This window comes from Dysgonomonas sp. 37-18 (assembly GCF_001899125.1).
Taxonomy (GTDB): domain Bacteria; phylum Bacteroidota; class Bacteroidia; order Bacteroidales; family Dysgonomonadaceae; genus Dysgonomonas.
This window is the reverse complement of the sequence record NZ_MKVC01000013.1, coordinates 53,518-72,834: the sequence shown is the minus strand read 5'-3', so window position 1 is coordinate 72,834 and position 19,317 is coordinate 53,518. Positions and strand designations below refer to the sequence as shown.

Annotated in this window: 13 protein-coding genes and 1 pseudogene; 6 read left to right on the top strand and 8 right to left on the bottom strand. The window is 38.6% G+C overall.

Going from position 1 to position 19,317, the window contains the following annotated elements; all coding sequences use genetic code 11:
* The first annotated feature begins 15 nt into the window (after positions 1-15).
* The 3 genes from gcvP (at position 16) to BGO84_RS04955 (ending at position 3,793) form a co-directional block, all read left to right on the top strand.
* The gene (gene gcvP / locus BGO84_RS04965) at positions 16-2,868 is read left to right on the top strand and encodes an aminomethyl-transferring glycine dehydrogenase (RefSeq protein WP_291028073.1); all 2,853 of its coding nucleotides are present in this window, start codon (positions 16-18) and stop codon (positions 2,866-2,868) included.
* A 164-nt stretch (positions 2,869-3,032) separates the two neighbouring features.
* Positions 3,033-3,362: a heavy metal-associated domain-containing protein gene (locus BGO84_RS04960; RefSeq protein ID WP_291028071.1), complete on the top strand. Its 330-nt coding sequence runs from the start codon at positions 3,033-3,035 to the stop codon at positions 3,360-3,362.
* The gene (locus BGO84_RS04955) at positions 3,359-3,793 is read left to right on the top strand and encodes a copper resistance protein NlpE (RefSeq protein WP_291028069.1); all 435 of its coding nucleotides are present in this window, start codon (positions 3,359-3,361) and stop codon (positions 3,791-3,793) included. Before BGO84_RS04960 ends, BGO84_RS04955 begins: the two co-directional genes overlap by 4 nt.
* Positions 3,794-3,859: 66 nt before the next feature.
* On the opposite strand, the gene BGO84_RS04950 is transcribed toward BGO84_RS04955, so the two are convergent.
* From BGO84_RS04950 to BGO84_RS04935, 4 genes are all read right to left on the bottom strand, one after another.
* Entirely contained in the window at positions 3,860-4,291 is a 432-nt protein-coding gene (locus tag BGO84_RS04950) for a hypothetical protein (RefSeq protein WP_135104601.1), read from the bottom strand.
* Between the two features lie 158 nt (positions 4,292-4,449).
* Positions 4,450-6,141 (bottom strand): SusD/RagB family nutrient-binding outer membrane lipoprotein, encoded by a 1,692-nt coding sequence (locus tag BGO84_RS04945; protein WP_291028067.1) that lies wholly within the window; start codon positions 6,139-6,141, stop codon positions 4,450-4,452.
* A gap of 6 nt (positions 6,142-6,147) precedes the next feature.
* Complete coding sequence (locus BGO84_RS04940) at positions 6,148-6,357, bottom strand: hypothetical protein (protein WP_291028065.1); 210 nt, start codon at positions 6,355-6,357, stop codon at positions 6,148-6,150.
* Positions 6,358-6,375: 18 nt separating this feature from the next.
* The gene (locus BGO84_RS04935) at positions 6,376-9,780 is read right to left on the bottom strand and encodes a SusC/RagA family TonB-linked outer membrane protein (RefSeq protein ID WP_291028063.1); all 3,405 of its coding nucleotides are present in this window, start codon (positions 9,778-9,780) and stop codon (positions 6,376-6,378) included.
* A gap of 748 nt (positions 9,781-10,528) precedes the next feature.
* On the opposite strand from BGO84_RS04935, the gene asnA reads away from it, so the two are divergent.
* Positions 10,529-11,566 (top strand): aspartate--ammonia ligase, encoded by a 1,038-nt coding sequence (gene asnA / locus BGO84_RS04930; RefSeq protein WP_291028061.1) that lies wholly within the window; start codon positions 10,529-10,531, stop codon positions 11,564-11,566.
* 112 nt (positions 11,567-11,678) lie between these two features.
* On the top strand, positions 11,679-13,346 hold the full coding sequence (locus tag BGO84_RS04925) for a nucleoside kinase (protein ID WP_291028059.1): 1,668 nt from the start codon (positions 11,679-11,681) through the stop codon (positions 13,344-13,346).
* A 115-nt stretch (positions 13,347-13,461) separates the two neighbouring features.
* Here BGO84_RS04925 and BGO84_RS04920 read toward each other — a convergent pair whose 3' ends face one another.
* Both BGO84_RS04920 and BGO84_RS04915 read right to left on the bottom strand, forming a co-directional pair.
* On the bottom strand, positions 13,462-14,727 hold the full coding sequence (locus tag BGO84_RS04920) for an FtsX-like permease family protein (protein WP_291028057.1): 1,266 nt from the start codon (positions 14,725-14,727) through the stop codon (positions 13,462-13,464).
* Between the two features lie 13 nt (positions 14,728-14,740).
* On the bottom strand, positions 14,741-16,003 hold the full coding sequence (locus tag BGO84_RS04915; protein ID WP_291028055.1) for an ABC transporter permease: 1,263 nt from the start codon (positions 16,001-16,003) through the stop codon (positions 14,741-14,743).
* A 404-nt stretch (positions 16,004-16,407) separates the two neighbouring features.
* On the opposite strand from BGO84_RS04915, the gene BGO84_RS04910 reads away from it, so the two are divergent.
* Entirely contained in the window at positions 16,408-17,658 is a 1,251-nt protein-coding gene (locus BGO84_RS04910) for a DUF5018 domain-containing protein (protein WP_291028054.1), read from the top strand.
* A 95-nt stretch (positions 17,659-17,753) separates the two neighbouring features.
* Here BGO84_RS04910 and BGO84_RS04905 read toward each other — a convergent pair.
* A pseudogene (locus BGO84_RS04905) lies at positions 17,754-17,999 on the bottom strand (hypothetical protein); the annotation flags it as partial.
* 263 nt (positions 18,000-18,262) lie between these two features.
* Positions 18,263-18,700 carry a hypothetical protein gene (locus BGO84_RS04900; protein ID WP_291028052.1) on the bottom strand — a complete coding sequence of 146 codons (438 nt, stop codon included), beginning with the start codon at positions 18,698-18,700 and terminating at the stop codon, positions 18,263-18,265.
* Positions 18,701-19,317 lie beyond the last annotated feature (617 nt).

Below are 19,317 nucleotides of genomic sequence, written 5' to 3'. Positions count from 1 at the left end.
CGATACTTAGAATCCATGGAGACCCAAAAATTTCAACACCGCCACATCGGCATCAATGCAGAAGATGAAAAAAAAATGTTGTCTAAAATCGGCGTCAATTCGCTGGATGAACTGATAGATCAAACCATCCCTGCAAATATAAGATTGCAGAACGGTCTTAATCTGCCGGAAGCATTAAGCGAACACGAATATGCTGAGGAAATGGCTCTGATGGCCTCGAAGAATCGTATTTGCGCATCGTACATCGGCATGGGATGGTACGATACCGTATGCCCTGCCCCTATCTTCCGCAACGTATTCGAAAACCCGGTATGGTACACTTCATATACTCCATATCAGGCGGAGATTTCGCAGGGAAGACTCGAAGCGTTGATGAACTTCCAGACCACTGTAAGCGATCTTACCGGATTGCCACTTTCTAACTGTTCGCTACTTGACGAAGCAACAGCCGGAGCTGAGTCTGCCACAATGATGTTTAATCTCCGTACACGCGACCAGATAAAGAATAATGTAAATAAACTTTTTGTTGATAAAAATATATTCCCGCAAACCTTAGCTGTGATCAGGACACGCATGGAACCACAGGGCATTGAGGTGGTAGTTGGCAATTATAATACCGTCGATCTTTCAGACGGATTTTTTGGTGCAATTATCCAATATCCTAACTCAAACGGGAATATTGTAGATTACAAAGCATTTGCCGAAAAGGCACACAGCCTCGACTGTAAGGTATCTGTAGCTACAGACCTGATGGCACTTACGCTGCTTGTTCCTCCCGGAGAATGGGGTGCGGATATCGCATTCGGCAGCAGCCAGCGTTTTGGTGTTCCTATGTTTTACGGAGGTCCTTCGGCAGGGTTCTTCGCAACGAAGGAGGAGTTTAAGCGCAATGTACCGGGACGTATCATCGGCGTATCGAAAGATGCCTATGGCAAACCGGCCTATCGCATGGCACTGCAAACTCGTGAACAACATATCAAACGTGAAAAAGCGACATCCAATATCTGTACAGCACAAGCACTGTTGGCCACAATGGCAGGATTCTATGCTGTATATCACGGACCAAAAGGCTTAAAGAACATAGCTACTCAGATACATTCGGCTACAGCACTTATTGCAGACGAGTTGAAAGAACTGGGATATACAATACTGAACGAACAATATTTCGACACACTCAAAATAGGCTTACCGAGCGGAGTATCTCAATATACAGTTCGTGAGTTTGCCGAAATGCGTGACATCAACCTGCGCTATTATGAAGCGGGAGAAGTAGGTATCAGCATAGACGAAACAATAACAGAGTACAAGGCTCACGAATTGCTCGCCGTATTCTCTATGGCAGCAGGACGTATGGAAGTGTTTATGATAGACGATCTTCCTCAAAAAATAACAATAAATGATCAGTTCCTTCGTAAGAGCGAATTCCTTCAACACGAGGTTTTCAACTCTTATCATACCGAAACAGAATTGATGCGTTACATCAAACGCCTCGATAGGAAAGATATTTCTTTGGCTCATTCGATGATCTCTCTGGGGTCGTGTACAATGAAGCTGAACGCAGCCTCTGAACTTCTCCCTCTTTCGTTGGGCGGATTTCAAAACATTCACCCTCTAGCTCCTAAGTCGCAGACTCAGGGATACAACGAACTGATAGAAGAGTTGGGCGAATATCTGAAAGAAATCACAGGTTTTGCAGGCGTAAGCTTCCAGCCTAATTCGGGTGGAGCAGGAGAGTATGCAGGATTAATGACAATCCGCAAATATCTGGAAAGTATCGGACAAGGGCATCGCAATATTATCCTTATCCCGGCATCGGCACATGGTACAAACCCGGCATCAGCAATTCAGGCGGGATACGAAACCGTAACGATAGAGTGCGATAGCCACGGAAATATAGCAGTAGAAGACCTGCAAGCAAAGGCTGATCAGCATAAAGATCATCTGGCGGGTTGTATGATCACATATCCGTCTACTCATGGTATCTTCGAAAAAGAGATTAGAGAGATGTGCAAAATTGTACACGAAAAAGGCGGACAGGTATATATGGACGGGGCGAATATGAATGCACAGGTAGGACTTACCAATCCGGGCTTTATCGGAGCCGATGTTTGTCATCTGAACCTGCATAAAACATTTGCTATCCCTCACGGTGGAGGCGGCCCGGGCGAAGGCCCTATCTGCGTTGCAGAACACCTTATACCATTCCTTCCTCATCATCCCGAAGTAGATGGCAGCACCGTTAATACGGTAGCATCGGCACCATACGGAAGCGCAGGAATATTACCTATTACTTACGGCTATATCCGTATGATGGGTGGAGAAGGTTTGACGCATGCCACAAAAATTGCTATATTGAATGCCAATTATCTGGCAGAATGCCTAAAAGATACGTATGGAATAGTATACAGAGGTACAACAGGCAGAGTAGGTCACGAGCTTATCCTTGAATGCCGTAAGCTGAAGGAAACATCAGGTATTACAGAATCGGATATCGCAAAACGATTGATGGATTATGGTTACCATGCTCCTACTCTTTCGTTCCCTGTACATGGCACATTGATGATAGAACCTACCGAAAGTGAAAGCTTATCGGAGCTAAACCGTTTTGTGGATACCATGAACCAGATATGGGAAGAAATCAAGGAGGTAGAAAACGGAACATACTCGAAAGAAGACAATGTTCTTGTGAATGCACCTCACCCCGAATATGAAGTATGTGCCGACGAATGGAAACATGCTTATCCACGCTCTAAGGCTGCTTATCCGCTCGAATTTGTAAAACAAAACAAATTCTGGATCAACGTGGCACGCGTAGACAATGCGTATGGTGATAGAAATCTGGTGACATGTCTTTGCGACATGGGATAAAAGATATTTGAGATACTTTTTGTAACCGCTGCATAGGCAAAGAAGATAATATATTTATCAGCGACGAAGAGTCTGTATAAATTTTAACAGACTCTAAAAAGTATTATTATTTTAAACTTTATAAATAAACATCTGTTTTATAACAGAGTACTAAACTTAGAACTATGAATGCTAAAATTTTTGTAATCTCTTTTATATTGATGCTTAGTGCCGGTTTTACACTAAATGCACAAGATAAGAAAGGTTTGAAGAGTGACAAAGAAACAGTAGTTTTCACGGTGTCGATGACTTGCGAAAACTGCCAGAAGCGTATCGAAAAGAATATTGCTTTTGAAAAAGGTGTAACCGATATGAAGGTAAACCTTGATGATAAAACAGTGACTATCGAATTTAAGAATAGCCAAACCACTGTTGATAAACTGAAGGCAGCTATCGAGAAGCTGGGATATGAAGTAGCAGTAAAGACGGATAAGAAAACAGAAGCGAAAAAATGAAAAAACTATTAATTGCCATTGCAGTAGTGGGACTAATGTACGGTTGCGGAGGCAGCTCCCAAAAACCACAGGAAGAACCCAAAGCTGACAGCACGCTGATAGCTGATACGCACAATGCAAGAACCTCGTTAGACTATATGGGCTCATACACAGGTAAGCTCCCTACAGCCAGCGGAGAAGGCATGAACGTAACCATCGAGCTAGGTGACAGCACCTTCGTTAAAAAGACTCAGTATGTAGGGAAGAAAGAAACTTTTGAGGAAAAAGGCAAGTATAGCTGGAACAATGAAGGCAATACTGTAATCTTGGAAGGAATAAAAGATGCTCCGAGCAAATATTTTGTTGGTGAAAATACCTTGACCCAATTGGATATGGAGGGTAAAAAAATAACAGGAGACATGGCAGAGCTGTATGTACTGAAAAAACAATAATGTAAATATTTCAATAAAAAAAGCCTCTTGGAAATTTTCAAGAGGCTTTTTTCGTTATGATAAATCCTATTTTCCTGTTGTTACAAATGAATCAGCACATGACCAATGAATATTAATATAATATCTCATTTTTCCGCCAAAAGGTGCATCTTTATCAACCTCTACCTCCACGACAAGCGGTGTTGGCTTTTGAAGGTTCTCACAAAAAGAATTAAGATCAACCCACAAGGGCTTCGATTTAAGCAATTTAATATTTAAATCCTTGTCATTAGTTATCCTCACTTCATGCATAAATGGAATATCCACATTTAATATTTTGTATGGAGACCGAAATGTATAGTCAACTAAATATCGAGAATTTTCAGGACAATTAAAGCCTGTATCCATAATTCCCAAACAATCATAAGATCCATTACATTGAGCAGACAATGACATATTTCCTAATGAAAAAAACAAGAAGGAAATGGTCAAGAACAAAAAACATTTATACTTTTTCATGATACAAAATTTATAGGTTAAACACAATGTTAAATATAGTAAAAACATATATCAAAATCTAATTACTTCACAAGTTATTTCTGAAAAAATACCCTCTAAAAAAATAACCCTAAGCTCAGAGCCTAGGGTCATTCTATTAAAATTAGTGTTTGAACAACTTACTTAGGGCCATCTCCAAAGTTTGGAGCGCCTTTATCTTGCCATACACGTTCGCTGTTTAGTAACGATGTAGAGATACTTGTTCCTGTAGTAAATCCTTGAGCTTCGTAAGCAGCTTTTGATTTGTTGTACATGAGGTCTGTAACAGACGGTGTAGCAATTTCGAAGCGTCGTGGTATTTCTGTAGCTTTCGGCTCTGAGAAATCTACCCATTTGAACAATGAGCTATTTCTTGCAGGTATACCCGAACGACGCACGACACTAAACTGATCTGAAGGGAAGAATGTAAGGTGAAGAATTTCCTGTATATAAACTTTTTCAAGTTTTTCTGCAGTTGTTCCTTCCAGCTTAACTCCAGCATTAGCCATCATCGCATCAATTTCGCCACTTTGTAGATCAATTACCTTTTCATTAGGGTCATAACCATAAGTTGTACCATAATATGGAATCTTATTCAATGAGGCCAAACGGTTATATTCTTCTACCGAAGCTCTAACACCCTTATTGTAATATACTTCAGCCGATTGAGGTAAATTAGCACCCAGCAAAGCAAACTCAGCTAGGTAAAGGTTTACTTCTGCAGTTGACATATACATTCCGTACCAAGGATTATCGTTCGTATCTGTTGGAGGTGTATCTCCAGGAGCTACCGGAATAGTATAATCCACTCGTCCTCTTACCATTTCTTCATTATACTGAGCAACAGCATTATATGTATATTGAGTACCGCTCGCAGAAGTTAATGTATATGGAGTTGTTTTGAAATAACCATCATAAGCACTATTCTGATTTGCATCTAATACTACCGGCAATCCATAGTAACGTACCCATGGTTCACCCAGACCTTTCCATTTAGAGAATTTCTTCTTACCGTCCACTGTAGTATATTCTACATTGGCTGCTATAAAATTAGGAAGGTCTTTGCCCTGATCGAAGAATGCCTGTACAACTTTAGAATTGTAACCGTTTTTCTTATAGAAGAAACGAACACGAGGGTCTTGGTTAGAAAGCATAAAGTCTAAAACGGTTGCCGAAGGACATAAAGAACTTCCAAACACGCCATTACCAAAGTGGTATACAAAATCTTTATCATTGTCAGAAATAGCAGTTGTACCCTTGTTTAGAATAAAGTTATCACCTGATCCATCAAGTACACCCACCGGGCTTTTAGCTACAGAAGCAGCAATTTCGAGTGCTTTTGCTTTGTTTTGAGACAATAAGCGAACAGCTATTTTCAAACGTAGAGAGTTTGCCAATTTAGCCCATTTTGCAGCATCACCGCTATAAATAAGGTCTTGTTGGCTAAACAATTTGTTTCTATTATTTGTAATATCCTGATCGGCGAATGTCGCCATATTTTCCTCCAACTGAGTCAACCAAAGATTATATAGATCTTCTACCTTATCATAATCAGGAGTAAGGATAATAGGATCTGAATAACGAGCCTTCACAGCATCTTTATAAGGCATATCTCCGTACATATCGGTATCGAATATACCCATATAGATAGTAAGAACATTCAAAGCAGCCACATGTTGTTTATAAGTAGCAGCTTCTGTTTCTGATTTTTTAGAAAGAATATATTCTACATCGCGAAGATATTTCATCACTCTATATGCCATCTGACCTTGATCTCCAGTAGCTGTAGTTAGATGATAGTTAGAAGAAAACCCTCCAGAAGCAGCTCCCAATTGAGCTCATTTAACCATCATAGGAGCATTATAGAACCATAAAAGATACCCCGAAGGTTCAAATTTACGTATTCCTTCTGTCAACAAAAAGTTAACATCACCTTGAGCCACCGTTTGAGGGTCTGTATTGATTGTAGCAAAATCATCTCTACACCCTGATGTAACAAAGGATAAGGCGGCTATAGCTGAAATAAATATAATAGATTTAAATTTCATATCTGTACTTTTTAAAAATTAGAATGTGGCTGATATATTCAACATATAACTTGCTGTAAATCCAGCGAAAGAACGATAACGGAATTCAGCAGCTGATGTACCACGAAGCCCTTCAGGATTCTCATGATTAGGCATACTGTTCAATAAGTAACCTAAGTTTCTTCCTGTAATTCCAACTGACAAAGCTCTTGCTCCTAATTTATTCGCAAAAGTTGTAGGACATGCATAATTGAATGATATCTCGCGAAGTGCTATATAATTAAGCTTCTTGAACCAATCGTCGTTAACCACACCTTGTCCCCAGCTGTTTCTGAAATAAGTCCACGCTGAAGCATGTACCGGCTCTACTAGTCCTCTATCATATAGGTCTTGGAATGTTTCTCCTCCTGCAGCTACAGTATATGTACCTCCATTCGGTTGATTGATTACAGTTCCTGCAGGGAAAATACCTTGAGGTATATATCCGTCAGTGTAAGTCATTCCATCAAATTTCGATTGCCAAGATACACCACCATGGCTAGCATCAGAATAAGCTAGAGATGATTCTGTAAACCCGTATGCAGTACCATAACGAGAGTTATAAGAAGCCACATAACCACCAAAACGCATATCTAAACCTACTCTCAAAGACATTTTCTTGTAACGCAATGTTGTAGAAACTGAACCTAAAAAGTCCGGATTAACAGAACCTATTATTTCTTCTTTTCCACTACGTTGTGCATAAGCCATACGTCTACCGTTAGACCAAGTTAAAACTTCTAAGCCTGTAGCCTCATCAATTTTAGGTTTAGAGTCTGTCATCAACAAACCATATTCAGCACCCACTTTTGCAACTGAACCAACACGGTAGTTACCATAGTTAGTATTTCCTTTAAGGCTAATATAGTCTGCCACATTCTCGTGAAGAGATACTATTTTATTACGGTTACGTGTATAAGTGAAGTCTACTTCCCATTGCCAGTCTTTGCTTTCGATAGGAACAGTGTGAAGAGCTAACTCGATACCTGAGTTTTGAATATTACCGGCATTTACTATTTGTCGAGAGATACCTGATACCTCAGGCACTGCAATTGTCATGATCTGGTTTTTAGTATTCTCTTTATAGTATGTCGCATCAACACCTATTCTATTGTTGAAAAAACGCCAATCGAGACCTACTTCCCATGCATTCTTACGTTCCGGCTTCAAGTTTTTAGAGATAAGAATATCAACACCGTCCTGATTTTCTATCTGTAAAGAGCTTATATATCTGTCGCCCATTACTGTAGTTCTCAAGAAATAAGCATTATTCAAACTATAAGGATCGGTATCATTACCTACTTGTGCCCATGATGCACGAACTTTTGCAAACGAAACCCATTCAGGTAAGGTCAACAATTCTGAAAGAATAGCTGAGCCGTTTACTGACGGATAGAAGTAAGAGAAGTTACCTGTTCCATCAGAGTAAACCAATGAAGAAGACCAGTCGTTACGTCCTGTTACATCTAAATATAATTTGTTCTTCCAGCTCACTCCAACTTGCCCGGCTACAGAGAACATTCTCTTTGTGCCCAATGTATAAGCTTCAGTTTTAGCTGCTTTTACAGAGTTTTTGATAAAATAAAGATCCGGAACAACTAAACCTCCATCTGTACTGGTTGTCATATAGCTCTGCCAGTTGTCATAGTACTCACCACGCAAAAATCCGGTAAAATTGAAATCTGCATTTAGAGGCTTATCCCATAGTACGCTAGCATTCAGGTTTGTTTGTCTTTTCTTTGTGCTAGTCATAGCATAGTAACCGTTACCGCCGTCATAAGTTCTAGCATATCCTGAGTTAGGATTTTTTGTTTCACGGTTTGTATAATAGTAATTATAATTACCTTCAGTTTTGAACTTCAACCAATCCAAGATGTCAACAGTTAATGCTAAGCTTGGACGGATCGATACCTCTTCCTGTGTCGTATTATTCTCATAAATACTCCACCATAAGTCGCGTCCCGGTACATTTCCATATTTATCATCGTAAGAAGAATTAGCCAAACCGCCATGTGTTCCTTTATATTTGTTACGATAATAAGAAGGATCATATTCACGTGTAAATGTTCCGCTAGCAAAGTATTCACCCACGTTTGGCTGAACATTTTTAGGATTTGATTTTCCAAAGTTTACAGAAGCATCAAGCATTACTTTGTCAGAAATCTTATGAGATGCTTTTGTCAATAAAGTTAACCTGTTAAACTCATTGTTAGGCAATGTTCCTGTTTGATGTCTGTAGGCTAGAGATGTATAAAATGTTGTCTTATCATTACCACCCTGCACTGTAAGGTTAGAGTTGGTAGTGAAACCTAAATTATACATATCTTTATAGTTATTCTTTATCGCTCTGTAAGTAGTTTCCTCATTGTCATATCCAAGGATAGCGCTTCCGTCAAATCGAGGTCCATATCCCATACCCCAGTCATTGAACATAGCCTTTCCATCTCCATTGTATTTAAATTGATGTTGGTTATCCCATCCGTAGTAACCACCACTTGAGTTGGTTTTACCATAGTCTACATAACCGGATAAAGCTCCTACACCATACACATTTTGAAGATCCGGTTGTTTATACACATGATCTATACCAAAAGATTGGTTGAATGTAACACCAAATCCTTTTGATGCTTTTCCACTTTTTGTAGTGATAACGATAGCACCAAACAAACCTCTAGATCCATAAAGAGCAGTAGCAGCAGCTCCTTTCAGAACAGATACTGTCTCGAAATCACTTGGATTTAGATTCTTTAGTTCATTACCCCAGTCGTTAGCGCCTGAACTCCAGTCTGCGTCACCTGCGTCTGCATTTGAGTTACTCAAAATAACGTTATCCACAACATAAATAGGTCTGTTAACACCATTTAATGTTGGAATACCACGAAGTTGGATTTTAGATGATCCAAACATACCACCGTCGGATCCTGAAATTTCAAGTCCGGCAACCTTACCTTGAAGAGCATCGATCGGATTATTTGAGTTATTCGCTAAATCATCCCCTTTCAACTCAGTCATCGCATACCCTAAAGCTTTTGTAGATCTTTTCATCCCAAGAGCTGTCACAACAACTTCATCCAGCTGCTGGCTGCTTTCTTCCAAAGTTACATTTATAACTTTTTGAGAACCTACCGGTACCTCTTTCGAAGTATAACCAATAAATGAAAATACCAAAACAGAGTTAGACCCTGCTGATATTTTATAGCTCCCTTCTGTGTCCGTCAAAGTACCTGTAGTAGTACCTTTCACGGCTACACTAGCACCAATAATAGGCTCATTGTTAGCATCTTTTACGACACCCGTAACTGTCTGAGCTTGAACAATGGTAAAAGAACAAAATAAAATACTGCACAAAAGCAATATTTTGAATATGCCCTTACCAACTTTCCTTTCCTTTAGGTAATCATTCATAATAAAAAAAATTAAAGTTCCTCACTAATAATAAAGAAGTAATAAAATTGATTGCTCAAAAGCTCTGAGTAAGCTTCTTAATAAGCAATACAAAAAAGGTTATCCGATTTTATTTAACGAAAACAATTTCACCCACATGCTGTTTTCATATTTAATAAAACTACTAGTCACAATGTCTTCTTAAAAATAAAGCTATACTACATTTGGTATAACTCTCTAAATTCACTCTATAACTTTCCTAAACCACCTCTCCAATGCTTATTCCTGCATAAAAAACAATACAACAGCTAATTACCAAAAATAAAGCATCTTAACATTTTGAGACAATTATTTAAGATCAACTTACAATCACAAAAATAGAAGTTAAATTTCATTAAAACTGACAAGATTTCGACAAGTTGATAGCACTATATCGACTTCGTATATAGTATAAAAATTAAACAAATTTATCTAAATAAAGTTCAAACAACAAATATACACAAGATTACTAACGCATAATATATAAAGTAAGTGAACAAGCAAAAACAAAGACAATATCGACATAAGACAGGATTGTCTATTCGACGCAATATTAAGAATATATAGAAAATAGTGTAAGATAATTTAACGATAAACTCTTCACAAAGAAAATAATAACAGATCATCAAAACGATCAAAATGCATATTTTAAGCCCATAAAATTTTCACATTAACACAAAAAGCCTAACTTTGCAAATCATTTAACACGTAAATAGGCAAATTAATAAAAATGAGCTACTTAATTAAACCCAAACACTATCGTGCTCTCTTAGATTTACAGCAAACAGAGATGGGCATCAAGCAGATTAAAGATTTCTTCCAACAAAATCTATCTTCCGAATTACGCTTAAGAAGGGTTACAGCTCCTTTGTTCGTTCTCAAAGGGATGGGCATCAACGATGACCTCAACGGCGTAGAAAGAGCTGTAAATTTCCCGATAAAAGACATGGGTGACGAGCGTGCCGAAATAGTTCATTCATTAGCCAAATGGAAACGATTGACCCTAGCCGACTACAATATAAATGAAGGCTTTGGCATATATACAGACATGAACGCCATCAGGGCAGACGAAGAGCTGGGCAACCTGCATTCACTATATGTAGATCAGTGGGATTGGGAAATGGTTATGTCTCCCGAAAACCGAAACTTAGAATTCTTGAAACAAATTGTAAACAGAATATATGCAGCATTGGTAAGAACAGAGTATTTAGTATACGAGATATTCCCTACTATCACTCCTATTTTGCCTTGCAACATAAAATTCATACATGCAGAAGAGTTATTGCAAATGTATCCGGACCTCCCTGTAAAAGAGAGAGAAAACAAAATAGCAAAAGAATACGGAGCCGTATTCATCATTGGCATTGGCGGAGCACTAAGCAACGGCAAACCACACGATGGACGAGCCCCTGACTATGACGACTGGACTACCAAATCCGAAAACGGATATAAAGGACTGAACGGAGATCTTATCGTATGGAATCCTGTTTTGGAACAAGGCATGGAGCTGTCATCGATGGGAATACGTGTAAATAGAGAAGTACTATTGGAGCAACTTCAAATATCAGGTCAGGAATCGAGAAAAGAACTTTATTTCCACAAGCGTTTGCTAAACGGAGAGCTTCCACAATCGATAGGTGGAGGAATAGGACAATCGCGACTATGCATGTTCTACCTCAGAAAAGGACATATCGGAGAGATACAAGCCGGACTATGGCCTAAAGAAATGTGCTCTGAAGCACTAAAGCTGGGCATGCCATTAATATAGTTCTGCACAGGCATGTTTTTTTAATAAATATTTTTACTTAACTTTATAATCTGGAGGATGTTTTTTATAACGAAGAACATCCTTCGATATGTTTATAACTTACATTCAGATTATGGAGAAAAAAGTAACGATTTTTTGTACAAACACAAATACATATCAGGACTTTCCTGCAGGAAGCAATCTTATAAAAATACTGGAAGGCTTTGAGGTCAAGTCAGAATCTACCATCGTAAACGCAAAAGTCAATAATAAAACCGAGCCTCTCGACTATTGCGTGTATCACAACAAAACGGTAACCTTTGTAGACCTAACAAGCCCATCGGGCATGCGGGCTTATGTACGCTCGCTTTGCTTTCTGCTGGCAAAAGCTGTTTCCGAAACTTTCCCCGAAGCTCAGCTTTATATCGAGCATCCCATATCGCTGGGTTACTTTTGCAAGATCAGTGACCGGGGCACGATCGACGAAAAAGCAATAGTGGCCATAAAGACAAAAATGCAACAATATATCGAGGCCGATATGCGCTTCGAAGCCGTTGAGGAAGAAACCGATAAGGTAGTAAAAATGTTCCGAAACAGAGGGTTTGAAGACAAAGCCTTGCTTCTCGAAAGTTCGGGAGAATTGTACTCCAAGTATTATAGGCTCAACGGATCGGTCGACTATTTTTACGGATGCCTCGTACCTTCTACAAAATACATTCACCTCTTCGGGCTCGAACTCTACAATGATGGCTTGTTGCTACGTGTACCAAACCGAAGCAACCCGATTGAACTTGAACCTGTCATTTCGCAAGATAAAATGTACAATGTATACAAAGAGCATCTCAAGTTTCTGAATATCATTGGGCTCGACAATGTGGGCGATATGAACAAAGCGAATAAGATGGGTACAATGCCCAATATTATAAAGGTATCGGAAGCCTATCAGGAGAAGAAGATAGCAAATATAGCTACCGAAATAGCAGCACGGGCAAAAGAGGGTGTCAAAGTAGCACTTATATCCGGTCCTTCATCGTCGGGAAAAACAACATTCCGAATGCGACTGGAAGTACAGCTGATGGTAAATCTCTTAAAACCGGTAGGACTATCGCTCGACAATTATTTTGTAGATAGGGAATTAACCCCTTTGGACGAAGATGGAGATTATGACTTCGAATCGCTATATGCGTTAGATATAGCTAAGTTTAATGAAGACCTTCAGAAATTACTGAAAGGGGAGGAAATAGATTTACCGACATTCAACTTCACAACGGGAAAACGAGAGTATAAAGGAGACAAACTCCTGCTTGAAGAAAACTCAATCCTTGTGATCGAAGGCATTCACGGACTTAACCCCGAACTGACAAGAGATATACCTGACAACCAGAAATACAAGATATATGTATCTGCCCTCACTACCATTTCGTTAGACAACCACAACTGGATACCAACGGCAGATAACCGACTATTGCGCAGACTCATACGCGACTACAAATACCGAAGCTATTCGGCAATCGACACTATTTCGCGTTGGCAGAGCGTACGCAGAGGTGAGGATAAATGGATTTTCCCATATCAGGAAAATGCTGATGTAATGTTCAATTCGGCTATGATGTACGAACTGGCAGCACTGCGCCGCCATGCCGAACCTGTATTGATGCAAGTACCCAACAGCGCACCCGAATATGCGGAAGCCCACCGGCTACTTAAATTCCTGAGATACTTCAACTACATCAACGACAAAGAATTACCTCCTACATCTTTATTGAGAGAGTTTCTTGGAGGAAGCAGCTTCAAGTATTAGGATATAAAATAAAGAGTCGCAAAAGGAAGGATAGTATTACTTACTTTGTCATTTTAAATGAATACATTCTCTTTTGCGACTATTTTTATAATCAATGCAATCTAAATCCCAATATCTAGTCAGCTCTCAAAGCCTCAACAGGCTGTATAGAAGCTGCTCGATTGGCGGGCCACAATATCCCCGCTACAATAATTAATATCATCACCATCAGTGCAACCACCAATGCAATCAATATACGCTCGATAGAAACAGGAACTCGCCAAACGTCTAAAACATCACCGATAAGCATATTTATATATACAATAAATGCGGGAACAATAGACAAAGACATCAGGCACAACCCCTCCAGTATCATATGGAGACGCACTTTTCCCTTATCTGCGCCTACCACCATACGGATACCAATCTCACTTCGACGTTGATATGTTCGCAACCAGAATGTACCGAAAACACCCAGAAACACAGTAATAAGCACAAAAACGACGACATAAACCATAGGCAGGATAGACTCCCTGATTTCTTTTCCTACAACATCCTCTCTAAACTTAGAAGAAGGTGTAACAGACGCTACATAAAGATTATTTTCTCGCAGACGGTCGCCCATTTCATTCTGAAAATTATCCTGAAAATGCTGTGCACTCCCCGACTTAACACGAATAGAAATATCAACTCTGGTTACATCATTGTCTTTGCTCCAATCTTCGAGCCTTGAATTTGTTATAATCTCAAAGAAAGCCCCCTCGTATGGGAAAAACTCCTGACGCTTCATTATGCTACTAACAGCTATAACCCGGTTGGGATTCGTTCCTCGACCTCCCTCTTCGGGGAAAAAAACATCCCTTCCTATGGCAGCATCTGCGCTCCCATAGAGCTGCTCTGCAATATCCTGTGTCAGAATAATTTGATTCTGCCCGCTTTCTTGAACCCGAATAGGCTTACCATCAGCTGTACGGATACGAAATACATCAAAGTAAGAAGGAGTGACATACCTATTGCGAATAGCTTTTGTGATAACAGAATCCACTTTCAACGAGGCCCACACACCTCCCATCGAGTAAGGCGCCGAATGAAAAGATATTGCCACAGCTTCTACATCGGGATATAATTTTATCCTATCCAGCAAGCTGAGTAATGATTCCGTTGGGGTTTGTGTAATCTGCTCGGGCGCAACATAATTAGGGGCAATAGGGGATAGTGCTTTTAGTTTCAGCACATAAGTATTATCTATATCAAAGCCTTTAGGTTCCAGATAGTTTTTAGCCCTGACATACAAAAAGTCGGACATAAGCAGCAGAAAGAGAAACACAACAATCAACTCCAATATCAGCCAACCATTATGCCGACGCTCTATCCATATTTGTTTAAAAAGATTCTTTATCATCGTTAATTGTTTTTTAATTCTCAGTATTTAATGACTCTACGATTTCTGCTTTGGCTATTCTCCATGCAGGCAAGATGGTAGACAGGATATTAATGAGCAGACAAACTAATATGGCGGCAACAAAAAGAGTAGGTTTCAGAATCATAGACCAATGCACGTTAACATCGGGATACCCCAACAAACTATCTTTTGCCATATATAAGAATAAGATAGACACCCCCACCCCAATAACACTTCCGATAAAGGTGATTGCAAAATTCTCTATAATAAGTTGCCCGATAATCTTTGTAGATGTTGCACCAAAAGCCTTTCTCAAGCCAATCTCGGGGCTTCGCTTTTTTATTTGAGAAAACATAATACCCAAGAGGTTAAATATAGGCAAGAAAAGAAATAAAGCAGCAAGCGAGAGCATTCCCGAGAAATTGCCATCCAGATGGTCGCCCTGCACATAGTAAAACATGCGCTGAATACTCGTAATGGGTTGTTTCCATATATTGGCTTTGAATTCTTTCTGCCCCGAATTAAAAGTAGCCACTCTACTTTGGGCTTCTTGACGTATGGCATCAAAATCACTCTTAGATTTAGCTAATATAAATACGTGAAACTCACCACCTATCCCTTCGGTAAAGTCAGCCTTCATCACCTCATCATTCAGCGAATAAGGAGTCCAGATTTCACCATAGGCTTCACTTACGGCATCACTTACAGAAGCTACAACTCCTAAGACTTTATAATCGACATAGTCTAATTGTATGGTTTTACCGGCAACATCCGTTGTTCCGAAAAATTCTCGTGCCACTTTATCGCTTATCACGGCTACCGGCATAGCCGAAGCAAACATTGACTCTGTATAAGAGGTTCCGTTTATAAAATGGAAATCAAATACTTTCCAAAAGTTTACATCCGTTCCTCTTACATCACATTCCCTGATCTTTTTATTGCCCTGAACCGAGGCTTGCTTTTGTGTCACACTAGAGGTAACGGCTGTCACTACCTCCGGAATTGTCATTTTATAAAAACACTGCTGCACGATATTATATCCCATTCCGCCTCCACTATACCCTACATTATCTTTATTAAGACCTTCTATTACATCTATATAAAGCATTCTATCTCGTTCCGAAACCGGTGAAAAAGAAGCCGTTTTTATCTGATAAGTCAAGACCAAAATCATCATTGTGGCTACAGCTAAAACAGTACCCAAAATAGTAAAAAAGCCTACTAGAGGATTTTCCCTCAGCCCGGCGATTGCTTGTTTAAAATACTGCTTATACATACTCAATACTTTTTATTTTATTACTGCTCTGTAAAACGAACAACAAAATAGAGTTGCTTATATTTATCCTCATACATTATTACTTAATCATCGGTCGATATATTTATTTCAAAGGATATAATCAAACGTCCTGCCAAAAACATAGATACCTAATAAACAAATAAATAATCAATAAATCAGTGTTCGATTTCGGACACTTTGTACGATTATGCTTTATCAAATTCGAAAATTACAATAAAAATAAATACACAAATAGTTCGCTAAACAACCTTAAAGCTTTAAATTTGCATAACCATTGTTCATGTCAGATACACAAAAGTACCCGACAACCTAACCGCTAATTGAGAATTAAGCATATAGAAATTAGCAGAGCCTAATACTTCTAAAATTTAAATTTTCTAATCATGGGACTAAAAAAAATCTTGTATCTGATATTATTGATTGCAACAGCTACAGCCTGCGATGACGATACCCAAAGTAACATTAAAGAGATCCGAGCTTTTAGTGTAAATGCTATAGAGGCTACAATAGACCAAACAAATAAAACTGTAAGACTAGCACTGCCGAAGGGAAGTGACTTAAAAAAGATAAAACCGACGATTAAAGTATCGCCCAAATCATCCGTCAGCCCGAATTCAGATATGGAACTGGATTTCACCAATCCTGTAAAATACACAGTAACGGCAGAGGATGGCTCTCAGCAAGAGTATCTTGTGACGATAACCACGGCAAAATCATCAGATAAATATATCCTTGTTTTCAAGATCGGTCAGAACTCGGGCGACATAGATTGGCAAAAAAATACGGTAGACGCCGAAGTTCCTGTGGATACAGATTGGACTAAAATAACGCCTACAATAACCGTTTCGGAAGGTGCGACGATATATCCTGTTTCGGGAACAGAAGTTGACTTTACGAATCCCGTAAAATATACTGTTACAGCAGAAGACGGCAGCAAGGTTGAGTATGTGGTTACAATATATGATGCTATTTCAAGAGCCACGCCCGTTGCAGTAACTACAATGATAGAAACAGTGGATAAAGAGTCAACTCGCTATTATTTTTCATACAACTGGGCAAGAGAAATACAAGAGTATGCCACCGGGCATTCAGCACCACGACTTATAACCAAATTTATCTACGAGAAGGGAAAAGTAAGTGAGATACTCATTACTGAAGAAAACGAGCCGGAAGTAATAAGTGTTATATCCGATCTAAATGTTACCTATCCCGACAATAAGACGGTTAACCTCACTGATAAAGCAACAAATGCGGTATCTAAAATAAAATTGAATGATTGGGGAAAAGTAACCGAGTATACAAAAAGTAATGGAGATACCGAAAAATTTGAATATGACAAACAGGGGAATATAATAAAGTATACGCACGCAAACGGAGACTTCGAAACAATGACTTTCGAAAACAGAAACGGTGCATTCAAAGACAGTTTCAAGCAACAATGGTTATCCCTGTTTACAGTATCACCAGCCAAAGCAAATCCTCAGCAGATTACAACTGTAACTACATACACCAAAGACGGGCAACTCAAAGAAACAATTAATTATAAAAACCAATATAACATCACATACAACCTCTACCACTATTCTTATACAAGTGAAGGTATAAAAACAAGCGTCAGTTTCTTCTACGAATAATAAATACAACAAAAGCGATTGCAAACCAAAAATGTAATCGCTTTTGATACGTCCTTAACACTTAGCTATTGAAGCTAAATCCGCATCGCATACAATTAATTATGCCCGGCATGAGGTACAGGCACAACAACAGGTACAGGTGTCCTATTGGGAGTACCGGCAAACCATTCTACTAATTTATCATTCAGAAAACGAATTGTATAGCTATTTCCATACAAGTTGTCGGAGTATGCAATTGTCTCCAAGTCACCCTCGGGAACCGCAACAGCCTCAAGGTGTGTATAGCTCGTACCCAACACATTCACAACCTCTTGCTTGGTCATACCCAATCTGAGTTGTTTTACTTTCGAGTCTAAACTTCACACTCCACAAGAACATAGAGCAACCGTACAGAATAAAATAAACAGGAAGAATTTATTCAGTAGTATCCTTTTCATAGTATGTATTTTTATGATGTATCCTTGTTATTAAGACAAAAATACGAAGAAAAGGTTTAAATGTAAAAGTTTTAAAAATATAGTAAGAAAAACAACAAACAAGAATTTATCCTTTCAGTTTGTTTTGATTCTTATAAGATATAACAAACCCTCTTGGGATTATATTATTATGATTCTAACAATCCGGAAATTTCATTATTCGCCAATATCATGTTATCAAGAATTATCTCCAAATTATTCTTCAATTCTCGCGAAAAACTATTCAATAATTGCAGATGAATTTCAACATGACAATCGTCATCGATACCCAGAATTGTTTTAATACCTTTATATTTCAAATTAATATTTGCTGCAATATTAAGCATCTCCCCTCTCTTGTCTTCGGGTAGTTCGTAGCTGTGCAGGTTATAAAGGATCAGACTAAACATTTCAGTCTCTAAAGGTATACAAACTACATTCTCGATATCGGCTCCAACAACATTATGAAGCGGACGAATACTAAATGTATTTCCGTTATAAATAAAAGTGATAAAGCGATCAACATGACACTCAGGAAATAAACCTCTCTCTTGTAAACAATTGTAGAATTCATTTTTAATGTCCATTTTTATTTTATTTACGTCTTTCTGTTCCCATCGAAAGACAGGATAAATATATATGGAAGCGTGGGAATCAGCCGTACTATCACATTCAGAGGTATCGCCAAACACCCATCGCATAGATAGACAACTAACCCCACGCTCATATATAATTCATACTAAAAAACGTATAAACCAAATGAACGTGAGAGCCAATTGCTACTACCCCTATGCGATTAAAATTTGGCGATTTTCCGAATATGGGATAATACCTTAACACTTCTCGTTTAAAATCTATATAATCCCAATACAATCCGCTGACAGATTAGAATTAACACAAATTTAGACGAAATGCGCGACCCTTCAAAATATTTCAAATCAATAGTTTCGATAAAAAACGAATTTGTTAAATTATCATATCAATATTCACTAATGAACAAATAGTTGGCTATACGCTTCCTTATAATTCTTTATTTTGCTTGTTATTTCACACAAAAAGCCATATCTTCAAACAGAAGACATACCCCCCCTTATTTAAATACTGAATTTGATATATTGGAAGAATTTCTGTAGACAGAAACATTGACAACTTTATTCACACTTCTGTAGTAAGCGATCTGCTTTTTGTAAAATCAATGTACAAT

What these genes read in the sequence shown, in the direction of transcription:
- gcvP (WP_291028073.1), top strand. Translation starts at nt 16, where the DNA reads ATGGAGACCCAAAAATTTCAACACCGCCACATCGGCATCAATGCAGAA.
- BGO84_RS04950 (WP_135104601.1), bottom strand. Translation starts at nt 4,291, where the DNA reads ATGAAAAAGTATAAATGTTTTTTGTTCTTGACCATTTCCTTCTTGTTT.
- BGO84_RS04915 (WP_291028055.1), bottom strand. Translation starts at nt 16,003, where the DNA reads ATGTATAAGCAGTATTTTAAACAAGCAATCGCCGGGCTGAGGGAAAAT.
- BGO84_RS04900 (WP_291028052.1), bottom strand. Translation starts at nt 18,700, where the DNA reads ATGGACATTAAAAATGAATTCTACAATTGTTTACAAGAGAGAGGTTTA.
- BGO84_RS04910 (WP_291028054.1), top strand. Translation starts at nt 16,408, where the DNA reads ATGGGACTAAAAAAAATCTTGTATCTGATATTATTGATTGCAACAGCT.
- BGO84_RS04960 (WP_291028071.1), top strand. Translation starts at nt 3,033, where the DNA reads ATGAATGCTAAAATTTTTGTAATCTCTTTTATATTGATGCTTAGTGCC.
- BGO84_RS04920 (WP_291028057.1), bottom strand. Translation starts at nt 14,727, where the DNA reads ATGATAAAGAATCTTTTTAAACAAATATGGATAGAGCGTCGGCATAAT.
- BGO84_RS04955 (WP_291028069.1), top strand. Translation starts at nt 3,359, where the DNA reads ATGAAAAAACTATTAATTGCCATTGCAGTAGTGGGACTAATGTACGGT.
- asnA (WP_291028061.1), top strand. Translation starts at nt 10,529, where the DNA reads ATGAGCTACTTAATTAAACCCAAACACTATCGTGCTCTCTTAGATTTA.
- BGO84_RS04935 (WP_291028063.1), bottom strand. Translation starts at nt 9,780, where the DNA reads ATGAATGATTACCTAAAGGAAAGGAAAGTTGGTAAGGGCATATTCAAA.
- BGO84_RS04940 (WP_291028065.1), bottom strand. Translation starts at nt 6,357, where the DNA reads ATGAAATTTAAATCTATTATATTTATTTCAGCTATAGCCGCCTTATCC.
- BGO84_RS04925 (WP_291028059.1), top strand. Translation starts at nt 11,679, where the DNA reads ATGGAGAAAAAAGTAACGATTTTTTGTACAAACACAAATACATATCAG.